This window comes from Marinomonas flavescens (genome assembly GCF_004352835.1).
In the GTDB taxonomy this organism is placed as follows: Bacteria; Pseudomonadota; Gammaproteobacteria; order Pseudomonadales; family Marinomonadaceae; genus Marinomonas; species Marinomonas flavescens.
In genome coordinates this window covers 245,365-268,435 of record NZ_SJSB01000002.1, presented here as the reverse complement: position 1 = coordinate 268,435, position 23,071 = coordinate 245,365, and the positions used below count along the sequence as shown (strand labels likewise).

Genomic DNA, 23,071 nt, shown 5'->3' with positions numbered 1-23,071 from the left:
TTATTTATCATCCCCTACCGCTTGTGCTTCACCACGTTGCAACTGACCACTCATGGCCATCGACAACACCGCCATACGAACCGCAATGCCGTTGGTCACTTGATCCAAAATAACGGAATGTTCACCGTCAGCGACTTCTGAGGAGATTTCTACTCCACGGTTAATCGGACCTGGATGCATCACAATCGCGTCAGGTTTTGCCCATGCTAGAGAGTCTTCAGTCAATCCATACAAGCGATAGAACTCGCCTTCACTTGGCAACAAGGCGCCTTTCATGCGTTCTTTCTGGAGGCGTAACATGACCACTACGTCGACATCTTTCAGGCCTGCTTCAAGATCGTGACAAATGATGGCACCCATTTCGGTGAAGAACTCAGGCACTAAGGTTTTCGGCCCCACTAAACGCACCTCTTCAACACCTAACGTCGTCAAAGCATGAAGCTGAGAGCGAGCCACTCGAGAGTGCAAGATATCGCCAACAATCGCGACTTTAAGCCCTTCAAATGCCCCTTTGTGGCGACGAATCGTCAGCATGTCCAACATGGCTTGTGTTGGGTGTGCATGTCGGCCATCGCCCGCATTAATAATCGCCACATTAGGCGTGCAGTGTTCTGCGATAAAATGCGCTGCACCACTGTCTGAATGTCGAACAATAAACATATCACTCTGCATCGCTTCTAGATTTTTAAGCGTATCTAAAAGTGATTCTCCTTTAGAGGTGGCAGACGTTTCAATATTAAGATTAATAACGTCCGCAGAAAGACGTTTAGCGGCTAATTCGAAGGTGGTACGAGTACGAGTGGAATTTTCAAAAAATAGATTTACGACGGTTTTACCGCGAAGGAGAGGGACTTTTTTAACCGACTGCTCACCCATCGAAAGGAACGAGTCCGCTCGATCTAAGATTTCCGTCAAAATGGTTTTATCAAGACCATCCAATGTTAAAAAATGTTTTAGCTGACCGTGTTCATTTAATTGTAATGCCCGAGGGTCGGATCGCATCATGGTTTGCTTTCCTCAAACTGCAAAGACAAAATCGTCTTTCTCTGTGTAAGATAGGAAAATGCCCAGCATAGAGTATTCCATAACCGGGCATGTGTGACGCTAAGCAGTGACCTCACTAGATAATTTAAATGTAATATCAAGCGTTTCAACCACCTTGCTAACCACCTTTATCCAGTTGCTAATTGTCGTATTTGTAGACTGAAAAATAAAGCACGATAGACATATTAATGCGCTTCAATCACAGAAACTGTAAGGGGTGAAGGCCCAGATAGCTTAACTCTTTGGTCAGGATTAAGGTTTAACTGCTCACCGATCACATCCGCTTGAATTGGCAGCTCATGTTGACCTAAATCGTAAAGAATCGCCAAGCTGATACTAGCAGGTCGGCCAAAGTCGAAAATCTCATTCATCGCTGCTCGAATTGTTCGGCCTGACATCAACACATCATCCACCAAGATAACATGACGGTCTTCAATGGCAGGAAGCGAGGTTTGGTTTACTTTAGGATTTAAGCCAGCGCGGGTAAAATCATCACGATAAAAAGTAATATCGAGCGTCGCCAAAGGTTCATCTGTCTCAACGGCTGACATCAATTCTTTAGCAACCCAAACACCACCAGTATGAATACCTACAACAATCGGGTTTTCTATGCCCTTTTGTTCACAGTAGCGGGTTAATTGTGCCTTCATCGACGCAAGAGACTGTTCTAAATCTAACTTCATTTCTACTCCACTATATATTGATATCAACAGGCGATTAATGATGAAAATTTCTGTTTGCTTGCCGATACGTGGTCGCTATTCTGACAATTCCATGAACCAAGTTTCTAAAATCATTTGCGCTGCCAACCCATCAACTGAGTTTTCTTTAAAATTGCGATTACCACCACGCGCAATCACTTGGCCTTTTGCTTCATAAGAAGACAAGCGCTCATCCATCATATGGTAAGGACGGTTAAAACGTCCATGAAGTCGTTTGGCAAATTTACGAGCACGCTGGCACATTTCATTTTCTGAGCCATCCATGTCCAATGGCAAGCCAACAACAAAGGCATCTGGAAGCCATTCATCCACGAGCTTAGTGATCTCATCCCAATTGGGAATGCCTTCTTTGGCTTTTAATGGAGCCAGAGGCGTTGCGCTGCCAGTGATAGATTGCCCAATGGCAACCCCCATTCGAGTGGTACCAAAATCAAAGCCCAATACCGTATTAACGGTATTGGGCTTCTGGTTATTACTTGGTGACGGTGTTGCTGTCATTAAGCATGTCCTATGTCCGGTGAAAGTCTTGCCATGTCAATTCCCAACACTTTAGTCGCGGCGGTAAATTGCATGTCACTTGGTGTATTGAATAATACGTCTAAATCGGCCTCGCATACCAGCCAATCATTATTCGCAATTTCAGTTTCTAATTGTCCAGCATCCCAACCAGCGCACCCGAGTGTGATACGAAACGCCTCTGGACCATTGCCTTCAGAGATTCGCTCTAAGGTTTCTAACGACGCTGACAATGATATTTCATCGGTGATTTTCAGCGTATTACTCCACGATTTATCGGCGGTATGTAAAATAAAACCACGCTCTGCTTCCAGAGGGCCACCATTGTAAATAGGTTCGGAGGTAAGACTAGGACAGGCGATTTGCATGCCTAGATGATCCGCTAACTCAGTAAAATCAATATTGGATGGACGATTAATGATAATACCCATCGCCCCTTCTACATTATGTTCGCAAAGATAAACCACAGTATGTTCGAAGTGTGGATCGTCAAGATGTGGCATTGAAATTAGAAAGTGATTTTTAAAAGAATCGAAAAATGATGTCATACTAATTTGCCCTCTTTATTATGAATACGCAGTGAATTCACGTCATTAAAACGCCTCAGAATAAGGCTAATGTACATAGAGCGTCTCGGCTAAAGATATATGGCCGACAGTTACAGTATAGGACAAGCTTTAAAATTACCCATCCAGAACACGTTATTTATCTCGATTTCACTTCAAAATGCATTAATCAGGCGGTAAACTGAAGTCAGCATATAAACACTCTTTTATAAAAAGCGCTTATATACAAATACCGCTTACCGATCCGAGGCACAAGTAAAATGTCTTTTAAATCATCGCTTACTAGGTTGAATACACCGACGCACGTCGCTGCATTTGGCTGCGCGACCGCGATAGATTTAGCAGATTGGCAACGTCATTATCTTGCTGAGTCCATCGACTTACGCCTCTTTTTTCACAGTGGCTGGTCTTCTTAACGCCCTGCTTTGTCGCATGATTCCATTATTAACAGGTAACAACGCTCGCCGTTGTCGTACTTGTCATATTGCCTTTTCTCGCCTAACCGCGGGGACAACGACATGGCCTTTGGCCAACAGGAAAACACCATGAAATTAGAAGCCATAGATTACACCAGCGCCACGGCACAAGAAGATTTTGTTAAATCCCTTCACGACACCGGTTTTGGCGTTTTGAAGAATCATCCCATCCAAAAATCCTTAGTTAGCGCCATTTACCAAGAGTGGCAGACCTTTTTTGATAGCGAAGAAAAGTACGACTACCGCTACAACAAAGGCACTCAAGATGGCTACTTTCCACCAGATGTGTCTGAGACGGCAAAAGGCCACACCAAAAAAGACATCAAGGAATACTTTCATTATTACCCTTGGGGTCAGTGTCCAGAAGACAAAAAAGCCTTACTCGCTCAGTATTACGCAGAAGCCAACAGCTTAGCCGCTGAGCTCTTAGCGTGGGTTGAAAAGCACACGCCGGCCGACATTGCTCAGCACTACTCTCAGTCGCTTTCGAGCATGGTGGCTAACAGCGACCAGACACTCCTTCGCGTGCTGCATTACCCGCCATTAAAAGGCGATGAAGAACTTGGCGCTATCCGCGCTGGCGCGCACGAAGACATTAACTTGTTGACGGTACTGCCTTCTGCCAATGAACCCGGCCTTCAGGTACAAGCGAAAGATGGCAGCTGGATGGATGTCCCTTGTGACTTTGGCACCTTGGTGGTGAACATTGGCGATATGCTACAAGAGGCTTCTGGAGGCTACTTTCCGTCTACCTCACACCGTGTGATCAACCCAGAAGGAGCGGATAAAACCAAGTCGCGCATTTCATTACCACTCTTCTTGCATCCAAAACCGGAAGTTGTGCTATCTGAACGCCACACCGCCAAAACCTACCTGCATGAGCGATTGGTTGAGCTCGGCGTTATTTAACTGTTACGCCGCACCTATCGGCGGCGTCCGTTAGCTCTACTAGTAAAGAAAAGGCGCGCTAAATACCATTTAGCGCGCCTTTCTTGTTAACTCCGACCCAATCAGACTAGTCTTGATAAAACACCTATAACAGCGCTTTGACAGATAAACTCACGCCAGATAAGAGCAATAACACCAAAGCGATACGTTTAATTACTTGAGGAGAAATATTCGGCGGGTAACGCTTCGCTAATAGCGCGGTAATAAAAACACACGGAAAGCCAATGACACTGATCCAAATCATCGGTAACGTGATTTGCCCACCCACACCCATAATAACAATGCGTAATAAGCAGGAAATAAAGAAAACACTTAATAAGGTGGCGCGAATCACACTAAGTGCAATAGGCTGACGATACATTAAATAAGAGATTGGCGGCCCTGATGTTGCGAACAAACCGCCAAAGATGCCAGAAATACCACCAAATATAAAATACACCCAAGGTCGTGAGGGTTCTGCGTCCTTTTTGGGTTTCATTAAGCTCATCAAACATGCAAAAATAATAGTGACGCCAAGCAGTAGCTGCAACCAATGCAACGCATTATTACCGAAGTAACTCAGCAGATACACTCCGATCGCAATCATGGGTGTACAAGCAATGAAGTACATAATTAAGTTCTTCACATTGACCTGTTTCCACACACCACCATATAAGCCAATGGCCGCATTCACCATACTTAATGCACTAACCGAAAAAGCAGCAACTTCTAGCGATGCTAAAGAAAACAACCCTGCGCCACACATCACAATCAAGCCAAAGGCAAAGCCCGTTATACTCTGAATGTAACTCCCTACTATGAAAACGAAGAGAAGCAATATTGAAATATCATGCATAGAAACACGCTCAACTGACAAATGTTACGGCTAAAAATAATTGATTAGTACGCATTAAATCACAAACATTTTAAAAAGGTTAAAATAAGTCACTTTATAATCCGCATTACTAAATATTTTTTACTTATAACATGTAGATAGCAATGATTATGAGCAAATAAAAAACACGATGACGTGATCTTTTTAACCAATCAGACGTCGATGTTAAGCACAAAGAATTGTGTAAATCATCAGCAACAACTGTCATAAAGCTATGCTTTCTATTTTAATTTCTTATTACTGCCCCCACCTTATTCTTAATACTTATATTTTATTTTAAATTTTATTGAGAACAATTATGAAAGATCAAATCGATATACAGTTTGTCTCTGACATCATGTGCCCATGGTGTGTTGTTGGCTTAGGTAATCTTAATGAAGCGTTGGCACAGCTAGACGATAAAGTCTCTGCCAAAATCACCTTTCAACCCTTTGAGCTTAACCCAGACATGCCTCAAGAAGGGCAAGATTTTAATGAGCATATTCAACAGAAATACGGCATTTCTAAAGAGCAATCTGACCAAAACCGTCAGACAATCAAAGAACGTGGTCAAGAAGTCGGCTTTGACTTTGCCTTTAAACCAGAAAGTCGTATGTGGAACTCATTTGATGCCCACCGCTTATTATATTGGGCAGAGCATGAAGAGAAACAAGCCGCACTGAAACAAGCGCTCTTCAAAGCACACTTCACTCATGGCCAAAATGTTAGCAATCATGATGTGCTAGCGAGCCTTGCTGCGGCCGTGGGGTTAGATCCAAAGGCCGCTAAAGGCATTTTAGAAAGTGGTCAGTTTGCAGAAGAAGTACGCCAGAAAGAAGCTTTTTGGCAGCAAAATGGCATTACCTCAGTTCCAACAGTGATCATCAATAACAAATATGCGATCTCTGGTGGCCAGCCTGCCGAGGTATTTAAAAAATCACTCGAAGATATCATGGAAAAAGAGAAAGCTGGTTCAGCTTAACGATTTAATACCCACGCCCCGCTGATCTCGTAATCAAAGGGGCGTATTTTTTATTTCAGAATAGAAGAAAGCTAAGGGCGATGTCCTAGTTTCAATTTCTGGCGAATACGACTTAACGCCACAGGAGTAATGCCGATATAGGAGGCGATATACTGCTGCGGAATTTGATCTTTTAGCTCTGGATAGGCGACACAAAAATCCAAATAGCGCCGCTCGGCTGAATCCTTCACAAAAGTACTTTCTCGCTCTTCTTTGGCAATGAAAATGGTTTCTAAGAAAAGCAAATAGCATTCTAAAAAGACTTTGTCATGGCGCATTTGTTGGTAAAATTCCGCCCAGTTGTAAGACGTAATGACGCTGTCTTCCAGCGCCTGTATACCAAACAACACAGGAGACGTCGTGACCATAGATCGCGTCGATCCGATGATTTTTGGCCCTTTTACAAGGGTCTGGGTAAACTCTTTTCCCTCATCAGACACGCTAACATAGCGCACTAATCCTGAGTGCAAAAAATACCATCGATCAACGCACTCCCCTTGCCGAAATAAATACTGCGTCTTCGCAATTAAATGCACTTCGATTGGCGTGGTCAGTGCCCGCCAATCGATCTCATCCCCTAAGCGATTAAAGTAAGAAAACACATCATTTTGCAGCTGAACTCGATCCATCAAGACTACTTCTCTGTTTGATTCTTTCGTCAATTAAAGCCAGTGCGAGCAATAGCAGCAAGACTCCCATTAGAAAACCCGCATTTAATAGCGAGGCCAAGCGTGACTGTGAGATCGCCGTATAGCAAGCTACCCAGACTGGAATCGTATAAGAAATCGCCAACAAACGGCTCGCGCCAACCTGCACCACCAAGCGTTGTTGTAACACAAAAGTCAGCAAGGTCGTAAAGAACGTCAGGTACAAGGCATTCACCCAAAAACCACGACTCGACCACATTACATGGCCAAGATCTCCCCATAGTAACGCCACCGGTAAAAGCCATATTGACCCAAATAACATAATCATAAAGGCACCCGGTAACGCTCCCAGAGAGCGCCCCCATTTTTGCACCGACACCACATGCAGCGCCAACAACACACAAGCCCCCAGAAAAATAGAATCTCCTGCATACCATTGAAGACTTGTTCCTTGCTGGGTCGCGAACAAGACGCTCATGGCGCCTATTGTTCCCAAGACAAACCCCAGCACTCGTAACCATGATGCACTTTCTTTTAACCACACTTTTGCAATCAGTACTCCCATCAAAGGAATCAAGGTATAGAGTACCGAGGTATGCAAAGGCGTGGTGGATTGCAGCGCCACAAACAGCCCCACAAAAAAGCCCACCAGCGTGCCACTGATAAACAAATACTGACGCACTCTCTGCCAAGATTGGAACAGCTGTCGACACTGCTCAAGCCGCGTCAGCTTACCGCGACGCCAGCTCACCCACAACGCCAAGCTCATCACAGCCAACGCCAACAGAAAACGAAAGACAGACGTCGCTAACGGGCTTGCGTACGCTGCCATATTGCCAGACACCACAAAAGACGACGCCATTAACCAAGCCCAGAGCAGCAAGGTAAAAAGGCCACTCATGACTCTAGCCTATTTTCTGCGGCCAATTTTGGGCTAATAAAACGATCAAAAAGGTGCTCTGCTACCACAAATTCAAGGGCAATCGAAAACACCTCAGCCAACACACGCTGCAGCGTTTCCGCGGAGTCGATCCGTTGCATTTGCATGTCTCCCTGAGTGGTTATTTTCAGCCGCTCATTTTGCAAGAAAACGGTTCTTTGTGGTGTTTTTAAACTCGCCATTAAGTTATTCACAAACACAGCGCTGGCGTGCTTATGTGAATAAAAATGACCTAATTCACAATCTGCATCGCTGTAAGACGCCAGATCAAAACAATAGAGCGTAAACAGAGCCTGCTCTTGTTCAATCTGTAACGCGTATTCACGCATTCCATAAGCCGTCTCATAGGTCGCTATTTGGTAGCGATCTTGCCCTGCCGTTTGACGCAAATTAGGCGTCAGCTGCAAGGGGGCAATAGGCCCATGGCCACCAAAGCCAGTGTCGATCAAATAGCGCATGCCATCGAGTGTTAACAAAGTCACTCTATGGGTTCTCGGAGCACTGATATCACGGTTATTAAGCACTCTTGCCAATACTAGCTGAACCTCATAGCCCAGCGCCTTGAGCAGCTCAAAAGTGAGCTTATTGTGTTCAAAGCAATAACCGCCTAACTCTCGATTGACAAATTTATGGCTAAGCGAAGCAATATCAAGGGGCAATGCGTCCCCAAGTACCACCGACAGGCTGTTAAAACTGTGACGTGCTACATGGCGGCCCTGTAGCTGCTGAACAAACTCTAAAGAAAGTACATTAGGTGGCGTCAGCCCTAAATCAGTTAGATAATCTTGCAATGCTGGTACTAGCTTTGTCATGCCGATGTCCTCTATGGCGATCTTATTAATGCCAAGATTAACGAAAAAAAACACCGATGGAATTAACCTAGGTTAATTCCACAACACTATTCCCTAGTAGGTATAGCTGTTTATTCGCCCATCCATTATGGTCATGCCGTTACTCGTTCTTGTTGCTTGAGAGTGGGACTAAGGAAAGACACCAGCAAAAAAAAGACGAGGTAAAAATGGTCATTCGATCTCACCGCAGTGCGCTTATAATTTTGGCGCTGGTTAGCTTCATTTGGGGCTCTGAGTTCACCTTAATTGATATGGCGATGGAGATCATCCCCGTCAATACCTACAACGCCATCCGCTTTGCCCTCGCCGGATGCGCCTTACTGCCACTGCTTTGGTTCTCCAAAGAAACACTCCATAAAAGCCAGCTTCGCCCACTGCTCTACAAAGGCGCAGTACTAGGGATTCTGCTATTTATTGCCTTTTATGCCCAAACGGAAGGGCTAAGACATACCAGTGTTTCAAACGCCGGATTTATTACTGGTTTGGGTACCCCATTGGTGCCGGTACTCGGCTTTTTGTTGTTTCGTGCCAAGGCGAGTGTATCCGTTTGGATCGGGGTGATGCTGGCCACACTTGGCCTCTATTTTCTCACGGTAGGCGACAAACTGGCCTTTAACCAAGGTGATTCTCTCGTCCTTGTCTGCGCGTTTGCTTTTGCGATTCATATTTTATTAACCGGCAAATTTGTGAACCACTTACCGGTGATTCCCTTAACCATAGTTCAGCTTTTTGCCGTTGCGATATACAGTACAATCAGCGCGGTGTATTCCTCCGAACCGGCTTTTTATTTAGCGGGTAATGCACCATTAACCTGGCAACAAAGCCTTTTCACACCCATTGTGCTGGGTGCTATTGTGTTTGCAGGACTGTTTGGTACCGCCTTCGCTTATTGGGCTCAATCCGCCGGACAAAAATTATTGCCTGATTATAAAGTCGCCTTGGTGTTTACCTTAGAACCTATTTTTGCGTGCTTAACCGCATGGCTGGTTCTCGATGAACAACTTGGCCCTATGGGATTATTAGGCGCCGCAGGGATTATGAGCGGAATGATAGTCGCTGAGGTAGGTGATAGGATTTTTACAAAAGAAGTTTGTGTTTAACTTACCTTGTCATACACGCCACTCCAAAGTATCCGATGGGCGCTCATCAAAAAGCCGACGATAGTCTTTCGCAAACTGACTCAGGTGCCAAAACCCCCAACGTACTGCGATGTCGCTCACGGACTGCGTATGATCGGCATTAATCAACTCTCGACGCACACCATTCAATCGGCTGATTCGCAAATACTGAATCGGACTCATGCCCAGAATACTTTCAAAACTGTACTGCAATGTACGACGACTGACGTTGGCTATTTCACATAATTGAGTGACAGTTACCGGCATATCTAAATGATGATCCAAAAAATGTCGGGCACAATCCACTACGCTTTTCCGGTGCACATAACTCTGTGTTTTCACTGGCTGAGGCGTTTCCACTTTGAGCACCTCTAATAAAGCCATCATCACAATATCATGTTGCAATCGAACCGCGGCCCCTGCGTTCTGGTTCGATAAAAGCCGCGCTAATAAAAAACGTACTTCTCCCAAGGTTTTATCTGGTACACCTAGTCGGCCGTGCTCTGTTAGCTCTTGCCAATTCAAATTCACACCGTGGATATTAGCCACTTTCATCAAAGCTTGATGGTCCACGACCAAACCATATAAGTTGTAATCTTGTGGCGTAGTCAACTCAAAGTGACAGTCGCCAGGACGGCACATAATAGTATTGTGTTGAATGGCTAACCCATTGATACGACCCTCAGCTTGATCCGCCAAGGGAATGCCTAACCACACAGAATCTGGCCAAACAACACACTTTTGTTGCAACGCCTGATTCGTATGTTCACGAAATACCTGCAACCCTTCAAATGGCAATTCAACAATGCTGCCATAAAAACGACCTCGGCTTGTTTGATCGTATTCCTGTTGCCAATTGGTCAAATTACTGGCGTGTAAATCGGCATCACGAGCTTCACTGACATTAATAGCGACGCTCTCATTTGGTGCGTTTATGCATTTACCAAACATAACTTATTCCTAGTGAATAACGAAATAACGCAAAACTTTCATTTAAATATTTCATAAATAATTGATAAATATAGATTTGTTCTTTTTGCCAATATTCGATAACCACTCATGGTGGTATTTATTAAGCTCTATATAAACAACATTTATACCTTTTTTGATTCATCTTATTTGACCCTATTAATACTGAGTCAGAACAAAATAACAACGAGAGTTTGTTTATGACAAGTCCCCATTCTGCTTTTCAATTTCGTCATATGGTTGGCGAGCGCACTTTTGGCTTTACCGATCTTGCCGATTTAATGGCAAAAGCGACCCCTGCTCGTTCTGGGGATCGACTCGCGGGCGTGACTGCTCACAATGCAGAAGAAAGAGCCATTGCACAAATGACTTTAGCGGATGTGTCGCTCTCTTTGTTTCTCGAGCGCCTACTTATTCCCTATGAAGAAGATGAGGTCACGCGGTTAATCATAGACGATCACGACACACTCGCTTTTGCACCGATTGCCCACTTAACCGTTGGCGGATTCCGTGATTGGCTACTGAGTGATTTAGCCACACCCGCTATGTTAGAAAGCATTCGTGCCGGGATAACGCCAGAAATGGCGGCGGCTGTCAGCAAGATTATGCGCAACCAAGATCTCATCCTAGTCGCCAAGAAATGCCATGTGAAAAGCGCCTTTAGAAACACCATTGGCTTGCCCGGTCACCTCTCTACACGTTTACAACCCAATCACCCTACTGATGACTTAACGGGCATTGCCGCTAGTATGTTGGATGGCTTGCTGTACGCCAATGGCGACGCCGTGATCGGCATTAACCCTGCGACCGATAATGTCCAGCAAGCCTCACGCCTGATCCGCATGATGGATGAAGTCATTCAACACTACGAGATCCCGACTCAGTCTTGCGTACTCACCCATGTGACCAATACCATAGAATGCATTGACCAAGGCGCTCCTGTGGACTTGGTGTTTCAATCCATCGGTGGCACACAAGCGACCAATGACAGTTTTGGCTTTAACCTCAACACCTTAGCAGAAGCTCAAGATGCCGCACTGTCATTGAACCGTGGCACCGTTGGCAACAACGTTATGTACTTTGAAACTGGCCAAGGCAGTGCTTTGTCCGCCAATGCTCACCATGGTTTAGACCAACAAACTTGTGAAGCGAGAGCCTATGCAGTGGCTCGTAAATTTAACCCTCTGTTGGTCAATACTGTGGTTGGTTTTATTGGCCCTGAATACTTATACGACGGCAAAGAAATCACCCGCGCCGGTTTAGAAGACCACTTCTGTGGCAAGTTGCTTGGGTTACCTATGGGGTGTGACGTTTGCTATACCAACCACGCCGAAGCTGACCAAAATGACATGGACAATTTACTCACACTACTCGGCGTGGCTGGCTGCACTTTTATCATGGGTATCCCGGGCTCTGACGACATTATGCTGAACTACCAGACGACCTCATTTCACGATGCACTCTATGCCCGCCGAGCATTAGGTTTAAAACCCGCACCAGAATTCGATGCTTGGTTAGCGAAAATGGAAATATTCAAAAATAACGAGCAATTCACACTCAACCATCAACTGCCAGATGCCTTTTATCATTCACTCAACCGTATGATCGGAGGCCACTGATGGACAAGCCAGACCATAATAAACCTCATCTCAGCCCCACCCATCCTCACAATGAGCCCATGGAGGCGGTCACCACAAATGCATGGAGTAAGCTTAACGCTTTTACCGATGCCAGGGTCGGTCTCGGTCGCGCAGGGATCAGTGTGCCAACCAAGCATCTGCTGGCTTTTCAGCTGGCCCATGCACAAGCCATTGATGCGGTGCATACACCACTCGATCTAGCCAACCTAGACAATCAGCTCAAGCAACAACCTTGGTCGCCGAGCCGCGCCCCCTTGCACTTACACAGCCGAGCAATAGATCGCGCAACTTATTTGCAGCGACCAGATTATGGCCGTTTATTGGACACAGCCTCAGCCGACCTACTTGATACTCATAGAGCAGACAACCCACAGGGCTATGACCTTGCTATTGCCGTGGTAGATGGCTTATCCGCTCTCGCGGTAGAACAAAATACCTTGCCTTTTTTGACAGCTTTGTTTGAAAAACTTCCAGTGAAAAATACCGCCGCAGAGACACTGTCATCCGATGACTGCTGGACTCTAGCGCCCATTTGCTTAGTAGAACAAGGGCGCGTTGCCATTGGAGATGATATCTGCCAACGCTTAAACGCAAAGTGCGTGTTGGTGTTAGTCGGTGAACGTCCAGGGTTAAGCTCTCCTGACAGTCTAGGGCTTTACCTGACGTGGGATGGCAAAGTGGGCTACACAGACGCGTATCGTAACTGTATTTCGAATGTTCGCCCTGCCGGTTTGAAATACCAAGAGGCGGCCAGAAAAGCCTATTACCTACTCACAGAAGCCAGAAATCTGAAGCTATCAGGCGTGAAACTAAAAGACCGCTCCGATGACGAACTCGTATTAGACAATAAAGAAACAACCAACTTTCTCGTATCCAAATAGAGCGCTGTTAACCCAGCATTCGAAATGCTCAAAAATATCTAAAAAAAACGTGTACAGCGTTAGAACATCACAAATGACTTTTAACATTCTGAAATAAAGGAATACTTATGTCTGAACAATTAGATAAAGAGTACTTGGCAAAACGCCAACTAAAACGAGGCTCAGCAGGCTGGATTTTGCTAGCGGGCTTAGGTGTCTCATACGTTATTTCTGGCGATTTTGCAGGTTGGAACTTTGGTATTGCTGAAGCTGGGTGGGGTGGCTTTGCTATTGCTGCTTTACTAATGGCCGTCATGTATTTCACTCTGGTTTTATCATTAGCAGAAATGTCTGCGGCCATTCCTGCTGCTGGAGGTGGTTATAGTTTTGCGCGTCAAGCGATGGGGCCAACCGGTGGTTTCTTAACAGGCTTAGCTGTACTTATTGAGTATGCTCTTGCTCCTGCGGCTATTGTGATTTTTATTGGCTCTGCGGTTGAAGCCTTACTTGGGTTTAATGGCCCTTGGGTCTACGCAGCATTTTATCTTGTTTTTATCGGCATCCACTTAGCTGGTGCTGGTGAAGCATTAAAAGTCATGATGATTATCAGTAGTTTGGCTGTCATTGCGATTCTCGCTACAGCAGTCGCATTGGTTGGGCATTTCGATACTAGCCGTTTATTTGATATTGCAGTCACCGATGCCGCTGGTGCAACAGAGTTTTTACCAATGGGTTGGCATGGTGTATGGGCTGCTCTGCCGTTTGGAATGTGGTTATTCTTAGCCGTTGAAGGTGTTCCCTTAGCTGCAGAAGAAGCAAAAGACCCTGCGAAAGATGTGCCTAAAGGTATTATTGGAGCTATGATCTTCTTGCTGTTCACGGCCTTATTGGTCGTCTTCTTACTCGCTGGTGCAGCTGGTGCAGATGTAATTGGAAAGAGCTCTGTTCCCTTAATTGATGCATTAAATTTCGCTGGCTATAACTCATTAGGAACCACTGTAAATATACTTGGGCTTGCTGGCCTAATCGCTTCTTTTTTCTCAATTATTTATGGCTATAGTCGCTTAGTATTTGCCTTATCGCGCGCGGGCTATATTCCTCAAAGCTTATCTGTTACGAACAAACGTAAAGTCCCTGCTCGTGCTTTGATCGTACCTGGTATTTTAGGATTTATTGCCTCTTTAACAGGAGAAGGCGACTTGATACTAGCTATGGCCGTAGTGGGTGCGACCGTTTCTTATGCCTTAATGGCACTAAGTCACATTTTGCTACGAATCAAGCAACCAAACATGCATCGTCCATATAAAACTCCCGGCGGTATTTTTACCTCATCAATTGCCTTTTCTTTATCTTTGCTGGCTCTGTCTGGTGTGTATGCGTATGACCCTAGAGCGTTCGGCTATACGTTAGTTTTATTCGCTATAGGTGCAGCCTATTACTTCTTCTACAGTAAAAACCATCTTGTCGCAAAAACACCTGAAGAAGAGTTCAATATGTTAGCTGAAGCTGAAGCTGATTTAACAACTCCTTAATTTTCTAGCTACTCAATTTTTTAACTATCTAGAAAGCCTGTTCATCTCTTTGAGCAGGCTTTTTGTACCGCAGTGAACGAACAAAACACCTTTAAATGGCCTTTCATTGTCATTTGTTACGTTTAATACACAATAAAAACTATTTATTGAAACAAATATGAAACAATAATGGTCTATGCTTAATACTATCGTTGGATTCTCTTATATTAAAGGAATCGCATTAAAGGCAAAAATCATGAAAATGAAAATGAAAGGCCAGATCGAAAGTATCTATCCCAGTAAAGCGCATAAGATAAAACACAAAACCTCAAAAAAATCGAAAAAACGAACGTCGAAAACAGAGCAAGAGTTAAGTAGCAAAACGGCACTATCTGAGCAGAAAGCACAACCTAAGTCGCTACCACAAGAAGACACTATCAAAAACCGTGCTTCCAAAAACTCTCAACCACTTGAAAGGGCAGATAAACGCCAGACGATGCAAGACATCATTAGTCGCATGATGGAAGGTGAACTATCTCAAGGAGAAGCGTTGAAAATGCTACGCATTCGAGTGCTTGGCTTAAAACAAGAGGATTACGCGCAGCTCGTGGGAGTGTCTCGAAAAACCTTATCAGAAAATGAGAACAACAAAGGCAACTACAGTGCAGAGGTGGTAAATAAGGTATTTCATCCATTCGGTCTAAAAGTAGGGCTTGTCGCTATTTCGTCTAAAGCAAGGTAACAGCGACACCCCAAAGACAAAGGAAACTAACCAGCAAAACGGTCCATTCGCTTCGCCAAATTAAAATCTTTTTCAGACACACCACCCGCTTCATGCGTGGTTAATTGAACGTTGACCTTATTATAGGTATTGGACCATTCTGGATGATGGTTTTTCTTTTCGAAATACAGAGCACTCATCGTCATAAAACCAAACGCATGCTGAAAGTCTTTGAATTGAAAGAGTTTTGTGAGTTTCCCGTCTTTAATAACCCAAGGAGACACAGTCTCACTGTTCAATAATTTAAGCGCATTTGAAATACCGAGTTCACTAAGCTTTTGTACTGTCATAGCATCCCCCTATTTATCTAACTAATCATTAAATAGTAGTCCACTTTTCGCATCAAGCAAAGGCTAACTCCCGGCGTAAAGTAATCGCGTAGTAATAGACATATCGAAATACGACATACAGCACAACTAAAGACGCGATAAACAATTCAACGACAGCAAGCACGCCTAACAAATGAACAAGAACATTGCTTACTCCCCATATAATGCACTGCTCTTGCACTTTAAAAAGTGCGGTGGCGCCCACGGCCAAAGGAAAGGTAAACGCAGCATAACCCGGGCTAAAAGGAAGGCTCATTAGGCGTAATCCAAACCGGTAAATCACAGCCGTTTTAATCAAGGCTGTTACAAGTAGCGCGACAACGACACTTTTAGAAGGATCGTCAATGACCGTTAGATACCCTGCCAAACAAATACTCGCTGGTGCCGCTAAAATAACAAAAGTTGGTTTTGCCTGGTCCGGTAAGGTCCCACAACATGCTAGACGATAAATCATGACAGGCAGTAACATCAGATAGAAAACAATACCAAACCATAAAACCCCTACCGCAAAAGGCTGAAAAAAAGCAGAAGGGCAGCTGATTGCAGCCACAATAATACCCACTGATGGCACAAACCAACTTGGCACCATGTCAGTTATCGTAAAACTTTTGCACCTATGGTAAATAAACGTCACTAGAAATAACACATGCAGTGCAATAGCAATTAGCCATAATCCAATCCCCAGTTTCGGCATAAAATCCTCAAGAGAAATGGTAATCATCATTAACGCCATAGCAAACGCTGGAACCACACTGCCGACAACAGGATGTTTTAAATCTTTACTTAAGAGTGATGGCTGTAATACAAATTTACCCAATAATAAAAGCAATAACATTGCCCCTATCAGGGCAGTAATATATTTCACCGAAGAAGGAACCCAGCTTAAATAGGTCCAGCTACAACCTAGACTAGCAATGCCAAGAGCAAGGCCTGCCATTGGTGTTGGCGCAAAAGAAAGTATATAACGAGTTCTTTTTAGCATAGCTTATTTCCTACATCAGCCCTTATGAATAAATAGATCTTAAAGAAAATAATGCAGACGTAAAATCTAAATATTCTGTTCGGTAAAACTAAACGCGATAAAAATCGAACGCCAACACATTAGAGTTTTTTCCGCCATTGCGCGCCTAATTATTAATATCCTTTAGGCTTAGTTACTACTGGGCAATTTACCACTATATTGGTGCGTGTAATCGTCACTAAACCTTGATCTTCTGCATCTAAAATAGCCTCTTCTGAGGTCAAATCATATGCCGTAGATTCCTCTTTCCACGCCACCACGTACATAAGCCACAATGGCGAATAATGACTGTTCTCACTTTGGTAGCCGACTGGAGTAGGGACAGACGCAAATACATTGCGATCTTGCTCACCATTAGGGAATGCGTAAACACGTTCTAAAACAGTTTTAACTCTAGGTGGTTTAGGGTAATTAGGCACAGCATCCGCTAAACGAGGCGCGTAATTTGCATTTTCGGCTTTAGCAAGCGCACGATCCGATACATCCGTCGTAATATAGAAAACCGTCTCTCCATTATGCCAAGCTTTGAGCAAAGGAAGACTCACCATCTCCTGATGACCTCCTTTCTCACCCCCCTGATAAGCGCAGGCAGATAATAACAAGGTAAATAATAAACCACTTAACACTTTGTATATCATAATCAGATATGCTCCTTAGCATGTAGATTCAGCTAAAGATAAACCTAGCCTTTTTCTTTTAATTTTGCGTATTTATACACGGTATTTCGGCTGACATTCGCGGCTTTGGCCGTTTGCGAAATGTTGCCCTTATATTCAACTAATAAGCGAGGAATCAGAGTCTCTAATGACTCATAAGTTCCATCCGATGTTGCGGGTAATTCATAGCCTTCTGGACTATTTTCATGAATATCATCGAAGAAGTCATCTGGTAAATGCCATTCCTCCAATACCTCTTCATCAGCCATCGCCATACCAACTTTCAACACATGAATCAGTTGGCGCATGTTGCCCGGCCAAGGATGCTGAACCAATAATCCTAGCATCTCTGCCGATAACTCAGGTCCCGGCTCCTCTTGGCGTAAACGGTTATGCAGATATTGGATTAGTTTGGCTTTGTCTTTGCGAGCTCGCAAAGCAGGAAGTTCTATGTTCAATCCAGAAATCCTGTAATACAGATCTTGACGAAAACGACCTTCGTCGACTTCTTTTTTTAGCACGCGGTTAGTCGCGGATATCAGCTTAATATCCACCGGATAAGTGTCTGTAGAACCCAGCGGCGTCACCACTCGCTCTTGTAGCACTCGCAATAATCGGGATTGCACCGCCATTGGCATTTCACCAATTTCATCCAAAAATAACGTACCACGATGGGCACGTCGAATAAGTCCAATAGAACCTTTATTTTGTGCGCCAGTAAAGGCGCCTTTTTCATAACCAAATAGTTCAGATTCAACCAGTTCTGACGGAATAGCCGCACAGTTTACCGCCACCAGCATGCTGCTGGCTCTAGAGCTATGATAATGCAAACTGCGAACAAAAATTTCTTTCCCTGCGCCTGTTTCCCCATGAATTAAAATCGGAATATCTTTTTCCATGATCTTATGCGCTTGTCGAACCAAACGCTCAACATCTTCGTCACCATGCTGTAATTCGTCTAAGGGAATGACATTATCAGGAGTCGACTTTTCGGTCATGATGAGATCTTTAGTATTTTTTTTCAGTAGGTTAGAAGGTGCGACATATTCTGCCCGTTGACGAAAATCAGGCACCCGCATAATTTGTTGCACCGGAGGGATCACTTTTACATAAAACTGATAACGCCCTAATGAACGTAGTTTAATAGGTAAGCTGGGCGGATGATGGCGAATTTCACGCATCTCAATATCAAAGACCTGATTAATATTTAGCAGCCCTAAATCTCTCGCTAATACCACTTCTGCACGACGATTTGCAGACACTATAGTGCCACTTTCATCAAGTACTAAAATACCCGACCAATGACTGTCTAAACTGACCACGTTAGTATTAAATGTGACAATGAAATGATCTTGTTGAAACGCCGAAAATATAAGGCGATTTTCTACACTTAAGGACATGAGTTTAACCATACCAAAAGTATGATCTTGAGGCAGATAAGCATCCGATGAAATATCTAATACACCAACCAAGTCGTTTTTAGTATTGTAAATTGGTGACGCTGAGCCAACCATAAAACGATTGGCTCGCAAAAAGTGTTCATCACGACCAACTTGAATCGCTTCACCGGTAATTAGCGCAGTACCAATGGCGTTCGTACCTACGCCTATTTCACTCCATTGGTTACCTCCGACCAGACCATGTTCGGACGCTCTACCAAAACGTGGTTGTCCCCAAGTATTAAGCACGTGCCCTTGGCAATCCGCTAACACAATCATACAAGCAGAATTACTCAAAATATTCTCGTAGTAAGGCAACACTTCATTTTCAGTCGTTTCGAGTAAACTTCGATGCTGATCAACTAAATCACTTAGTGTGCCTTTTGGTAACGCTGCAAAATCGGGACGGCTACTATGGTCCAGCCCGAACTGTTCACATCGATACCAAGAGTCCTGAATATGGTCTTTATGGTTCTGCTTTTGCTCATCATTCTGTCTTGAGATGTTCTCATCTGAAGCGACTTGAGACTGCTTTTCTTGCTGCTCTTTGTTCTCCATTCATGGCTCCAAAGTATTCAGGCGAAACAGCAATAAGCCATCCATTTGCCTAGACAGACACTTTTATTTTGCACAGAGTCGTTGTTATATTTTTTGTATCTAATGTGCATAAAGTGTTCATTGTTTCAATCCACTGTAAACACTTTGAACGCTTATGAACAGTTATATTTCATAACAAAAAATCAAATACCTAATCATATAAAAAAATAAAATCCTTAAAATTCAAATAGATAAAAACAAAACAATTTAGTTTCTTGGTGCTGGCATGGGATTTGTAAGACTGTAAGCGTGATGCGATGTTCGATTCTGCACTTGTTCACTTAAACACTGAGTGGACACCTTAATCGTCAACTTATTTCAGCAAGCTATCTCATCACAAAAGAAAAATGCACGACAACAACAATAACAAAAAAGGGTACTCACAATGTCTTTGACGCTGCAAAACGTGTCTCGCGTTGTTGACGGTGAAACTTGGATCGATAACGTCAATCTGACACTCGAACCTGGCTCCTTCAACGTCCTGCTTGGCCGAACACTTTCAGGAAAGACAACGCTAATGCGATTGATGGCGGGTCTAGATAGACCCAACACAGGAAAAATACTGATGAATGGCGTAGACGTGACCGGTATGGCGGTTCGTGAGCGTAATATTTCTATGGTTTATCAGCAATTCATCAATTACCCAAACCTCTCTGTTTACGAAAATATCGCGTCACCACTGCGCCTTGCCAAAATAGCCAAAAACGAAATTGATAAACGCGTTCGTGAAACCGCAGAAATGCTGCGCATTGACCCCTTTTTAGATCGTTTGCCATTGCAGCTCTCAGGCGGTCAACAACAACGTACTGCCATGGCGCGTGCACTCGTCAAAGACTCGCAAATTATTTTATTTGATGAACCTCTTGTTAACCTAGATTACAAACTACGCGAAGAACTACGCCAAGAACTACGAGCGTTATTCAAAGCCCGTAACTGCATCGCAGTCTACGCCACCACAGAACCCAATGAAGCATTAGCCCTTGGCGGCAACACCGCGGTTATGCACGAAGGGAAATTACTGCAAATGGGGCCTACGGCTGAAGTTTACCATCAGCCAAAAGACATCATTACGGCAGAAATGTTCTCTGAGCCGCCAATCAATGTTGTTCCGGGGCGGGTCAGTGAAAACGAAGTCACCTTTGATGAAACGGTGCATTTTCAGCTCAACAGCGATTTGCGACAGCTGACCCCAGGTCAATATCAGTTTGGTGTGCGTGCCTCGCACATTGGCTTAGTTCCCCATTCAGACGACGATCTAGAGCTGCCGGTTAAAGTCGATTTGGCCGAAATCAGTGGCTCCGAAACCTTCTTACACGTTCACAATCCACACTTTGATCTCGTGCTCCATTTGTCTGGCGTACATGAGTATCAAGTCGATCAAGACATCAAGGTGTACTTCCCCACGCACAAACTCTATGCCTTCGATAGCCAAGGCAAGATGGTGCATTCACCAGCGCGAATGAGGGATTAAGATCATGGCTGAAATCACACTCAATGCACTCGCTCATAGTTACAGCGAGAACCCAAGCAAAGCTGAAGACTATGCTATTCGAGAGATGTCTCACGTCTGGGAGCAAGGCGGTGCCTTTGCTCTGCTTGGCCCTTCTGGCTGTGGTAAATCCACACTTCTTAATATTATTTCTGGTTTGCTGAAGCCGTCAGATGGCGAAGTCTTATTCGACGGAAAACGCGTCAATGAGTTAAAACCAGAAGAGCGAAATATTGCTCAAGTTTTCCAGTTCCCTGTGGTGTACGACACTATGACGGTGTTCGACAATCTAGCTTTTCCTTTACGTAACATTGGTGTACCCGCACACAAAGTCACCTCGAAAGTTCATGAAATTGCTGAAATTCTCGAATTGTCGGATCAGCTTAAACGCAAAGCTAAAGGCTTATCCGCCGATCAAAAACAAAAGGTCTCTATGGGCCGCGGTTTGGTACGTGATGACGTGTCGGCGATTTTATTCGATGAACCTTTAACCGTGATCGACCCACAATTGAAATGGAAACTACGTCGTAAGCTCAAGCAAATCCACGAACAATTTAACATCACCATGGTTTACGTCACCCATGACCAACTGGAAGCCTCGACCTTCGCCGACAAAATTGCCGTAATGTACAACGGACAAATCGTACAATTCGGCTCTCCTCGTGAGTTATTTGAGAACCCTGCGCACACATTCGTTGGCTATTTCATTGGCAGTCCAGGGATGAATTTTTTTGAAGCTGTAGTTCAAATTGACGCTCAAGATAACGCCAACATTATTTTTGGTGAACATGAAATATCCATTCAAGAAACTATGTTGGAACAAATTAAAAAGATGGGCTGTGAAAAAGTCACCCTAGGTATTCGACCTGAATTTGTTCATGTTTGGGATGGTAAGAACGACGATGCTTACCAAGTCGAAGTGGACTATGTAGAAGACTTAGGAACTTACAAGATTCTCTCTTTTATTTTTAACGGTCAAACCATGAAAGCTCGCCTTAGTGAAGATCAAAAAGTGCCTTCTGGGCAAATCTTCGTGAGCTTTCCGGAGCAATGGACCAAGGTGTATGTGAACGAGTACTTGGTGGAGCCCAGTACGACAGCATCTACCTCGGCTCATAAGGAGGTAGAACATGCAAACTAAAGTCGAAAACAACAAGGCGTGGTTTCTCGTCTTACCGGTTTTTATCATCGTTGCCTTCTCGGCCATTATTCCGCTGATGACGGTAGTGAACTACTCAGTACAAGACATTTTTGACCAGAATACCAGCTACTTTGTTGGTGTGGAATGGTTCAAACAAGTCATGCTAGATAGTCGCTTGCACGATGCGCTTATCCGTCAATTTATCTTCTCTTTCACTATCCTGTTAATCGAGATACCTCTCGGTATTGGCGTAGCACTGATGATGCCAACAAAAGGCCGTAGTGCGTCTTTATGTTTAATTTTGGTAGCGCTTCCTTTATTAATTCCTTGGAATGTTGTGGGCACTATATGGCAAATTTTCGGCAGAGAAGATATTGGCTTATTTGGTGCCTTCATGAGTTTTATTGGTGTCGACTACAACTATGCCTCCAATCCTATTGACGCCTGGTCTACAGTTGTTTTGATGGACGTTTGGCATTGGACACCTCTTGTAGCACTACTTTGCTATTCCGGCTTACGCGCTATTCCCGAAATGTATTACCAAGCGGCGCGAATAGATCGAGCATCACGCTGGGCGGTATTCCGCTATATCCAACTACCGAAATTAACCAGTGTATTAATTATTGGCGTGCTGCTGCGCTTTATGGACTCGTTCATGATTTATACCGAACCCTTTGTCCTTACTGGTGGCGGCCCTGGTAGTTCAACCACTTTCTTAAGCCAAGCGCTGGTACAACAAGCCATTGGACAATTTGATCTTGGTCCAGCTGCGGCCTTCTCTCTGGTGTATTTCCTTATTATTTTATTGGTGTGTTGGGTGTTCTACACCACCATCATGAATAATCAAAAAGACAAATAGGAGCGGATCATGACGCAATCATCTACACAAGCCGCAAAACAACCAACAGCTAGACTATATGGTACAGCTACTACGCC

The 23,071-nt window shown here is 44.2% G+C and carries 24 protein-coding genes; 11 read left to right on the top strand and 13 right to left on the bottom strand.

The features are described 5' to 3' along the window. From E0D70_RS03360 to E0D70_RS03345, 4 genes are all read right to left on the bottom strand, one after another. The gene (locus tag E0D70_RS03360) at positions 1 to 1,005 is read right to left on the bottom strand and encodes an aspartate carbamoyltransferase catalytic subunit (RefSeq protein ID WP_133010857.1); all 1,005 of its coding nucleotides are present in this window, start codon (positions 1,003 to 1,005) and stop codon (positions 1 to 3) included. Between the two features lie 224 nt (positions 1,006 to 1,229). Continuing rightward, entirely contained in the window at positions 1,230 to 1,727 is a 498-nt protein-coding gene (gene pyrR / locus E0D70_RS03355; protein WP_133010856.1) for a bifunctional pyr operon transcriptional regulator/uracil phosphoribosyltransferase PyrR, read from the bottom strand. 75 nt (positions 1,728 to 1,802) lie between these two features. Next, a complete protein-coding gene (gene ruvX, locus E0D70_RS03350) occupies positions 1,803 to 2,264 on the bottom strand; it encodes a Holliday junction resolvase RuvX (protein WP_133010855.1) in 462 nt (153 codons plus the stop codon). Then, positions 2,264 to 2,830, bottom strand: coding sequence for a YqgE/AlgH family protein (locus E0D70_RS03345; RefSeq protein WP_133010854.1), 567 nt, complete (start codon positions 2,828 to 2,830; stop codon positions 2,264 to 2,266). Before E0D70_RS03345 ends, ruvX begins: the two co-directional genes overlap by 1 nt. Before the next feature lie 278 nt (positions 2,831 to 3,108). Between E0D70_RS03345 and E0D70_RS17480 the strand changes: the two genes are divergently transcribed. Both E0D70_RS17480 and E0D70_RS03340 read left to right on the top strand, forming a co-directional pair. Beyond that, on the top strand, positions 3,109 to 3,264 hold the full coding sequence (locus E0D70_RS17480) for a hypothetical protein (protein ID WP_165942862.1): 156 nt from the start codon (positions 3,109 to 3,111) through the stop codon (positions 3,262 to 3,264). Positions 3,265 to 3,393: 129 nt separating this feature from the next. Then, positions 3,394 to 4,233: an isopenicillin N synthase family dioxygenase gene (locus E0D70_RS03340; RefSeq protein WP_133010853.1), complete on the top strand. Its 840-nt coding sequence runs from the start codon at positions 3,394 to 3,396 to the stop codon at positions 4,231 to 4,233. A 124-nt stretch (positions 4,234 to 4,357) separates the two neighbouring features. Here the strand turns inward: E0D70_RS03340 and E0D70_RS03335 are convergent, their stop codons facing one another. Beyond that, positions 4,358 to 5,107, bottom strand: coding sequence for a sulfite exporter TauE/SafE family protein (locus E0D70_RS03335; protein ID WP_133010852.1), 750 nt, complete (start codon positions 5,105 to 5,107; stop codon positions 4,358 to 4,360). A gap of 337 nt (positions 5,108 to 5,444) precedes the next feature. Between E0D70_RS03335 and E0D70_RS03330 the strand changes: the two genes are divergently transcribed. After that, positions 5,445 to 6,107, top strand: a complete 663-nt coding sequence (locus E0D70_RS03330; protein WP_133010851.1) for a DsbA family oxidoreductase — start codon at positions 5,445 to 5,447, stop codon at positions 6,105 to 6,107. Positions 6,108 to 6,178: 71 nt separating this feature from the next. Here E0D70_RS03330 and E0D70_RS03325 read toward each other — a convergent pair whose 3' ends face one another. Genes E0D70_RS03325 through E0D70_RS03315 form a run of 3 tightly spaced genes read right to left on the bottom strand, consistent with a single transcriptional unit; the run spans position 6,179 to position 8,545 of the window. Next, complete coding sequence (locus tag E0D70_RS03325) at positions 6,179 to 6,775, bottom strand: Crp/Fnr family transcriptional regulator (protein ID WP_133010850.1); 597 nt, start codon at positions 6,773 to 6,775, stop codon at positions 6,179 to 6,181. Then, positions 6,750 to 7,694, bottom strand: a complete 945-nt coding sequence (locus E0D70_RS03320; RefSeq protein ID WP_133010849.1) for a DMT family transporter — start codon at positions 7,692 to 7,694, stop codon at positions 6,750 to 6,752. Before E0D70_RS03320 ends, E0D70_RS03325 begins: the two co-directional genes overlap by 26 nt. Continuing rightward, complete coding sequence (locus E0D70_RS03315) at positions 7,691 to 8,545, bottom strand: arylamine N-acetyltransferase family protein (protein WP_133010848.1); 855 nt, start codon at positions 8,543 to 8,545, stop codon at positions 7,691 to 7,693. Before E0D70_RS03315 ends, E0D70_RS03320 begins: the two co-directional genes overlap by 4 nt. Before the next feature lie 206 nt (positions 8,546 to 8,751). On the opposite strand from E0D70_RS03315, the gene E0D70_RS03310 reads away from it, so the two are divergent. Then, positions 8,752 to 9,684 carry a DMT family transporter gene (locus E0D70_RS03310; RefSeq protein ID WP_133010847.1) on the top strand — a complete coding sequence of 311 codons (933 nt, stop codon included), beginning with the start codon at positions 8,752 to 8,754 and terminating at the stop codon, positions 9,682 to 9,684. A 9-nt stretch (positions 9,685 to 9,693) separates the two neighbouring features. On the opposite strand, the gene E0D70_RS03305 is transcribed toward E0D70_RS03310, so the two are convergent. Further along, the gene (locus tag E0D70_RS03305) at positions 9,694 to 10,653 is read right to left on the bottom strand and encodes a helix-turn-helix domain-containing protein (protein WP_133010846.1); all 960 of its coding nucleotides are present in this window, start codon (positions 10,651 to 10,653) and stop codon (positions 9,694 to 9,696) included. A gap of 218 nt (positions 10,654 to 10,871) precedes the next feature. Here E0D70_RS03305 and E0D70_RS03300 point away from each other — a divergent pair, with 218 nt between their 5' ends. The 4 genes from E0D70_RS03300 to E0D70_RS03285 all read left to right on the top strand — a co-directional run bounded on the left by E0D70_RS03300 (position 10,872) and on the right by E0D70_RS03285 (position 15,424). Next, positions 10,872 to 12,290, top strand: coding sequence for an ethanolamine ammonia-lyase subunit EutB (locus E0D70_RS03300; protein ID WP_133010845.1), 1,419 nt, complete (start codon positions 10,872 to 10,874; stop codon positions 12,288 to 12,290). Further along, on the top strand, positions 12,290 to 13,192 hold the full coding sequence (gene eutC, locus E0D70_RS03295; protein WP_133010844.1) for an ethanolamine ammonia-lyase subunit EutC: 903 nt from the start codon (positions 12,290 to 12,292) through the stop codon (positions 13,190 to 13,192). The genes E0D70_RS03300 and eutC overlap by 1 nt, the downstream gene beginning before the upstream one ends. A gap of 107 nt (positions 13,193 to 13,299) precedes the next feature. After that, positions 13,300 to 14,703, top strand: a complete 1,404-nt coding sequence (eat, locus tag E0D70_RS03290; RefSeq protein WP_133010843.1) for an ethanolamine permease — start codon at positions 13,300 to 13,302, stop codon at positions 14,701 to 14,703. A gap of 235 nt (positions 14,704 to 14,938) precedes the next feature. Next, the gene (locus E0D70_RS03285; RefSeq protein ID WP_165942861.1) at positions 14,939 to 15,424 is read left to right on the top strand and encodes a helix-turn-helix transcriptional regulator; all 486 of its coding nucleotides are present in this window, start codon (positions 14,939 to 14,941) and stop codon (positions 15,422 to 15,424) included. A 26-nt stretch (positions 15,425 to 15,450) separates the two neighbouring features. Here E0D70_RS03285 and E0D70_RS03280 read toward each other — a convergent pair whose 3' ends face one another. From E0D70_RS03280 to E0D70_RS03265, 4 genes are all read right to left on the bottom strand, one after another. Then, a complete protein-coding gene (locus tag E0D70_RS03280) occupies positions 15,451 to 15,753 on the bottom strand; it encodes a 4a-hydroxytetrahydrobiopterin dehydratase (RefSeq protein WP_133010841.1) in 303 nt (100 codons plus the stop codon). A gap of 52 nt (positions 15,754 to 15,805) precedes the next feature. Beyond that, positions 15,806 to 16,774 (bottom strand): TDT family transporter, encoded by a 969-nt coding sequence (locus E0D70_RS03275; protein WP_133010840.1) that lies wholly within the window; start codon positions 16,772 to 16,774, stop codon positions 15,806 to 15,808. Positions 16,775 to 16,926: 152 nt separating this feature from the next. Next, complete coding sequence (locus E0D70_RS03270; protein ID WP_133010839.1) at positions 16,927 to 17,451, bottom strand: DUF7482 domain-containing protein; 525 nt, start codon at positions 17,449 to 17,451, stop codon at positions 16,927 to 16,929. Positions 17,452 to 17,495: 44 nt separating this feature from the next. Then, a complete protein-coding gene (locus tag E0D70_RS03265; protein WP_133010838.1) occupies positions 17,496 to 19,466 on the bottom strand; it encodes a sigma-54-dependent Fis family transcriptional regulator in 1,971 nt (656 codons plus the stop codon). 424 nt (positions 19,467 to 19,890) lie between these two features. Between E0D70_RS03265 and E0D70_RS03260 the strand changes: the two genes are divergently transcribed. From E0D70_RS03260 to E0D70_RS03250, 3 genes are read left to right on the top strand one after another with little or no spacing between them, the layout of a single operon-like run. Further along, positions 19,891 to 20,976 carry an ABC transporter ATP-binding protein gene (locus E0D70_RS03260; protein WP_133010837.1) on the top strand — a complete coding sequence of 362 codons (1,086 nt, stop codon included), beginning with the start codon at positions 19,891 to 19,893 and terminating at the stop codon, positions 20,974 to 20,976. 4 nt (positions 20,977 to 20,980) lie between these two features. Beyond that, on the top strand, positions 20,981 to 22,135 hold the full coding sequence (locus tag E0D70_RS03255) for an ABC transporter ATP-binding protein (RefSeq protein WP_133010836.1): 1,155 nt from the start codon (positions 20,981 to 20,983) through the stop codon (positions 22,133 to 22,135). After that, the gene (locus E0D70_RS03250; RefSeq protein ID WP_133010835.1) at positions 22,125 to 22,994 is read left to right on the top strand and encodes a carbohydrate ABC transporter permease; all 870 of its coding nucleotides are present in this window, start codon (positions 22,125 to 22,127) and stop codon (positions 22,992 to 22,994) included. Before E0D70_RS03255 ends, E0D70_RS03250 begins: the two co-directional genes overlap by 11 nt. The last annotated feature ends 77 nt before the right edge of the window (positions 22,995 to 23,071 follow it).

Excerpts from the sequence above, each read along its gene's own strand:
- E0D70_RS03360 (WP_133010857.1), bottom strand. The coding sequence starts at position 1,005 with ATGATGCGATCCGACCCTCGGGCATTACAATTAAATGAACACGGTCAG.
- pyrR (WP_133010856.1), bottom strand. The coding sequence starts at position 1,727 with ATGAAGTTAGATTTAGAACAGTCTCTTGCGTCGATGAAGGCACAATTA.
- ruvX (WP_133010855.1), bottom strand. The coding sequence starts at position 2,264 with ATGACAGCAACACCGTCACCAAGTAATAACCAGAAGCCCAATACCGTT.
- E0D70_RS03345 (WP_133010854.1), bottom strand. The coding sequence starts at position 2,830 with ATGACATCATTTTTCGATTCTTTTAAAAATCACTTTCTAATTTCAATG.
- E0D70_RS17480 (WP_165942862.1), top strand. The coding sequence starts at position 3,109 with ATGTCTTTTAAATCATCGCTTACTAGGTTGAATACACCGACGCACGTC.
- E0D70_RS03340 (WP_133010853.1), top strand. The coding sequence starts at position 3,394 with ATGAAATTAGAAGCCATAGATTACACCAGCGCCACGGCACAAGAAGAT.
- E0D70_RS03335 (WP_133010852.1), bottom strand. The coding sequence starts at position 5,107 with ATGCATGATATTTCAATATTGCTTCTCTTCGTTTTCATAGTAGGGAGT.
- E0D70_RS03330 (WP_133010851.1), top strand. The coding sequence starts at position 5,445 with ATGAAAGATCAAATCGATATACAGTTTGTCTCTGACATCATGTGCCCA.
- E0D70_RS03325 (WP_133010850.1), bottom strand. The coding sequence starts at position 6,775 with ATGGATCGAGTTCAGCTGCAAAATGATGTGTTTTCTTACTTTAATCGC.
- E0D70_RS03320 (WP_133010849.1), bottom strand. The coding sequence starts at position 7,694 with ATGAGTGGCCTTTTTACCTTGCTGCTCTGGGCTTGGTTAATGGCGTCG.
- E0D70_RS03315 (WP_133010848.1), bottom strand. The coding sequence starts at position 8,545 with ATGACAAAGCTAGTACCAGCATTGCAAGATTATCTAACTGATTTAGGG.
- E0D70_RS03310 (WP_133010847.1), top strand. The coding sequence starts at position 8,752 with ATGGTCATTCGATCTCACCGCAGTGCGCTTATAATTTTGGCGCTGGTT.
- E0D70_RS03305 (WP_133010846.1), bottom strand. The coding sequence starts at position 10,653 with ATGTTTGGTAAATGCATAAACGCACCAAATGAGAGCGTCGCTATTAAT.
- E0D70_RS03300 (WP_133010845.1), top strand. The coding sequence starts at position 10,872 with ATGACAAGTCCCCATTCTGCTTTTCAATTTCGTCATATGGTTGGCGAG.
- eutC (WP_133010844.1), top strand. The coding sequence starts at position 12,290 with ATGGACAAGCCAGACCATAATAAACCTCATCTCAGCCCCACCCATCCT.
- eat (WP_133010843.1), top strand. The coding sequence starts at position 13,300 with ATGTCTGAACAATTAGATAAAGAGTACTTGGCAAAACGCCAACTAAAA.
- E0D70_RS03285 (WP_165942861.1), top strand. The coding sequence starts at position 14,939 with ATGAAAATGAAAATGAAAGGCCAGATCGAAAGTATCTATCCCAGTAAA.
- E0D70_RS03280 (WP_133010841.1), bottom strand. The coding sequence starts at position 15,753 with ATGACAGTACAAAAGCTTAGTGAACTCGGTATTTCAAATGCGCTTAAA.
- E0D70_RS03275 (WP_133010840.1), bottom strand. The coding sequence starts at position 16,774 with ATGCTAAAAAGAACTCGTTATATACTTTCTTTTGCGCCAACACCAATG.
- E0D70_RS03270 (WP_133010839.1), bottom strand. The coding sequence starts at position 17,451 with ATGATATACAAAGTGTTAAGTGGTTTATTATTTACCTTGTTATTATCT.
- E0D70_RS03265 (WP_133010838.1), bottom strand. The coding sequence starts at position 19,466 with ATGGAGAACAAAGAGCAGCAAGAAAAGCAGTCTCAAGTCGCTTCAGAT.
- E0D70_RS03260 (WP_133010837.1), top strand. The coding sequence starts at position 19,891 with ATGTCTTTGACGCTGCAAAACGTGTCTCGCGTTGTTGACGGTGAAACT.
- E0D70_RS03255 (WP_133010836.1), top strand. The coding sequence starts at position 20,981 with ATGGCTGAAATCACACTCAATGCACTCGCTCATAGTTACAGCGAGAAC.
- E0D70_RS03250 (WP_133010835.1), top strand. The coding sequence starts at position 22,125 with ATGCAAACTAAAGTCGAAAACAACAAGGCGTGGTTTCTCGTCTTACCG.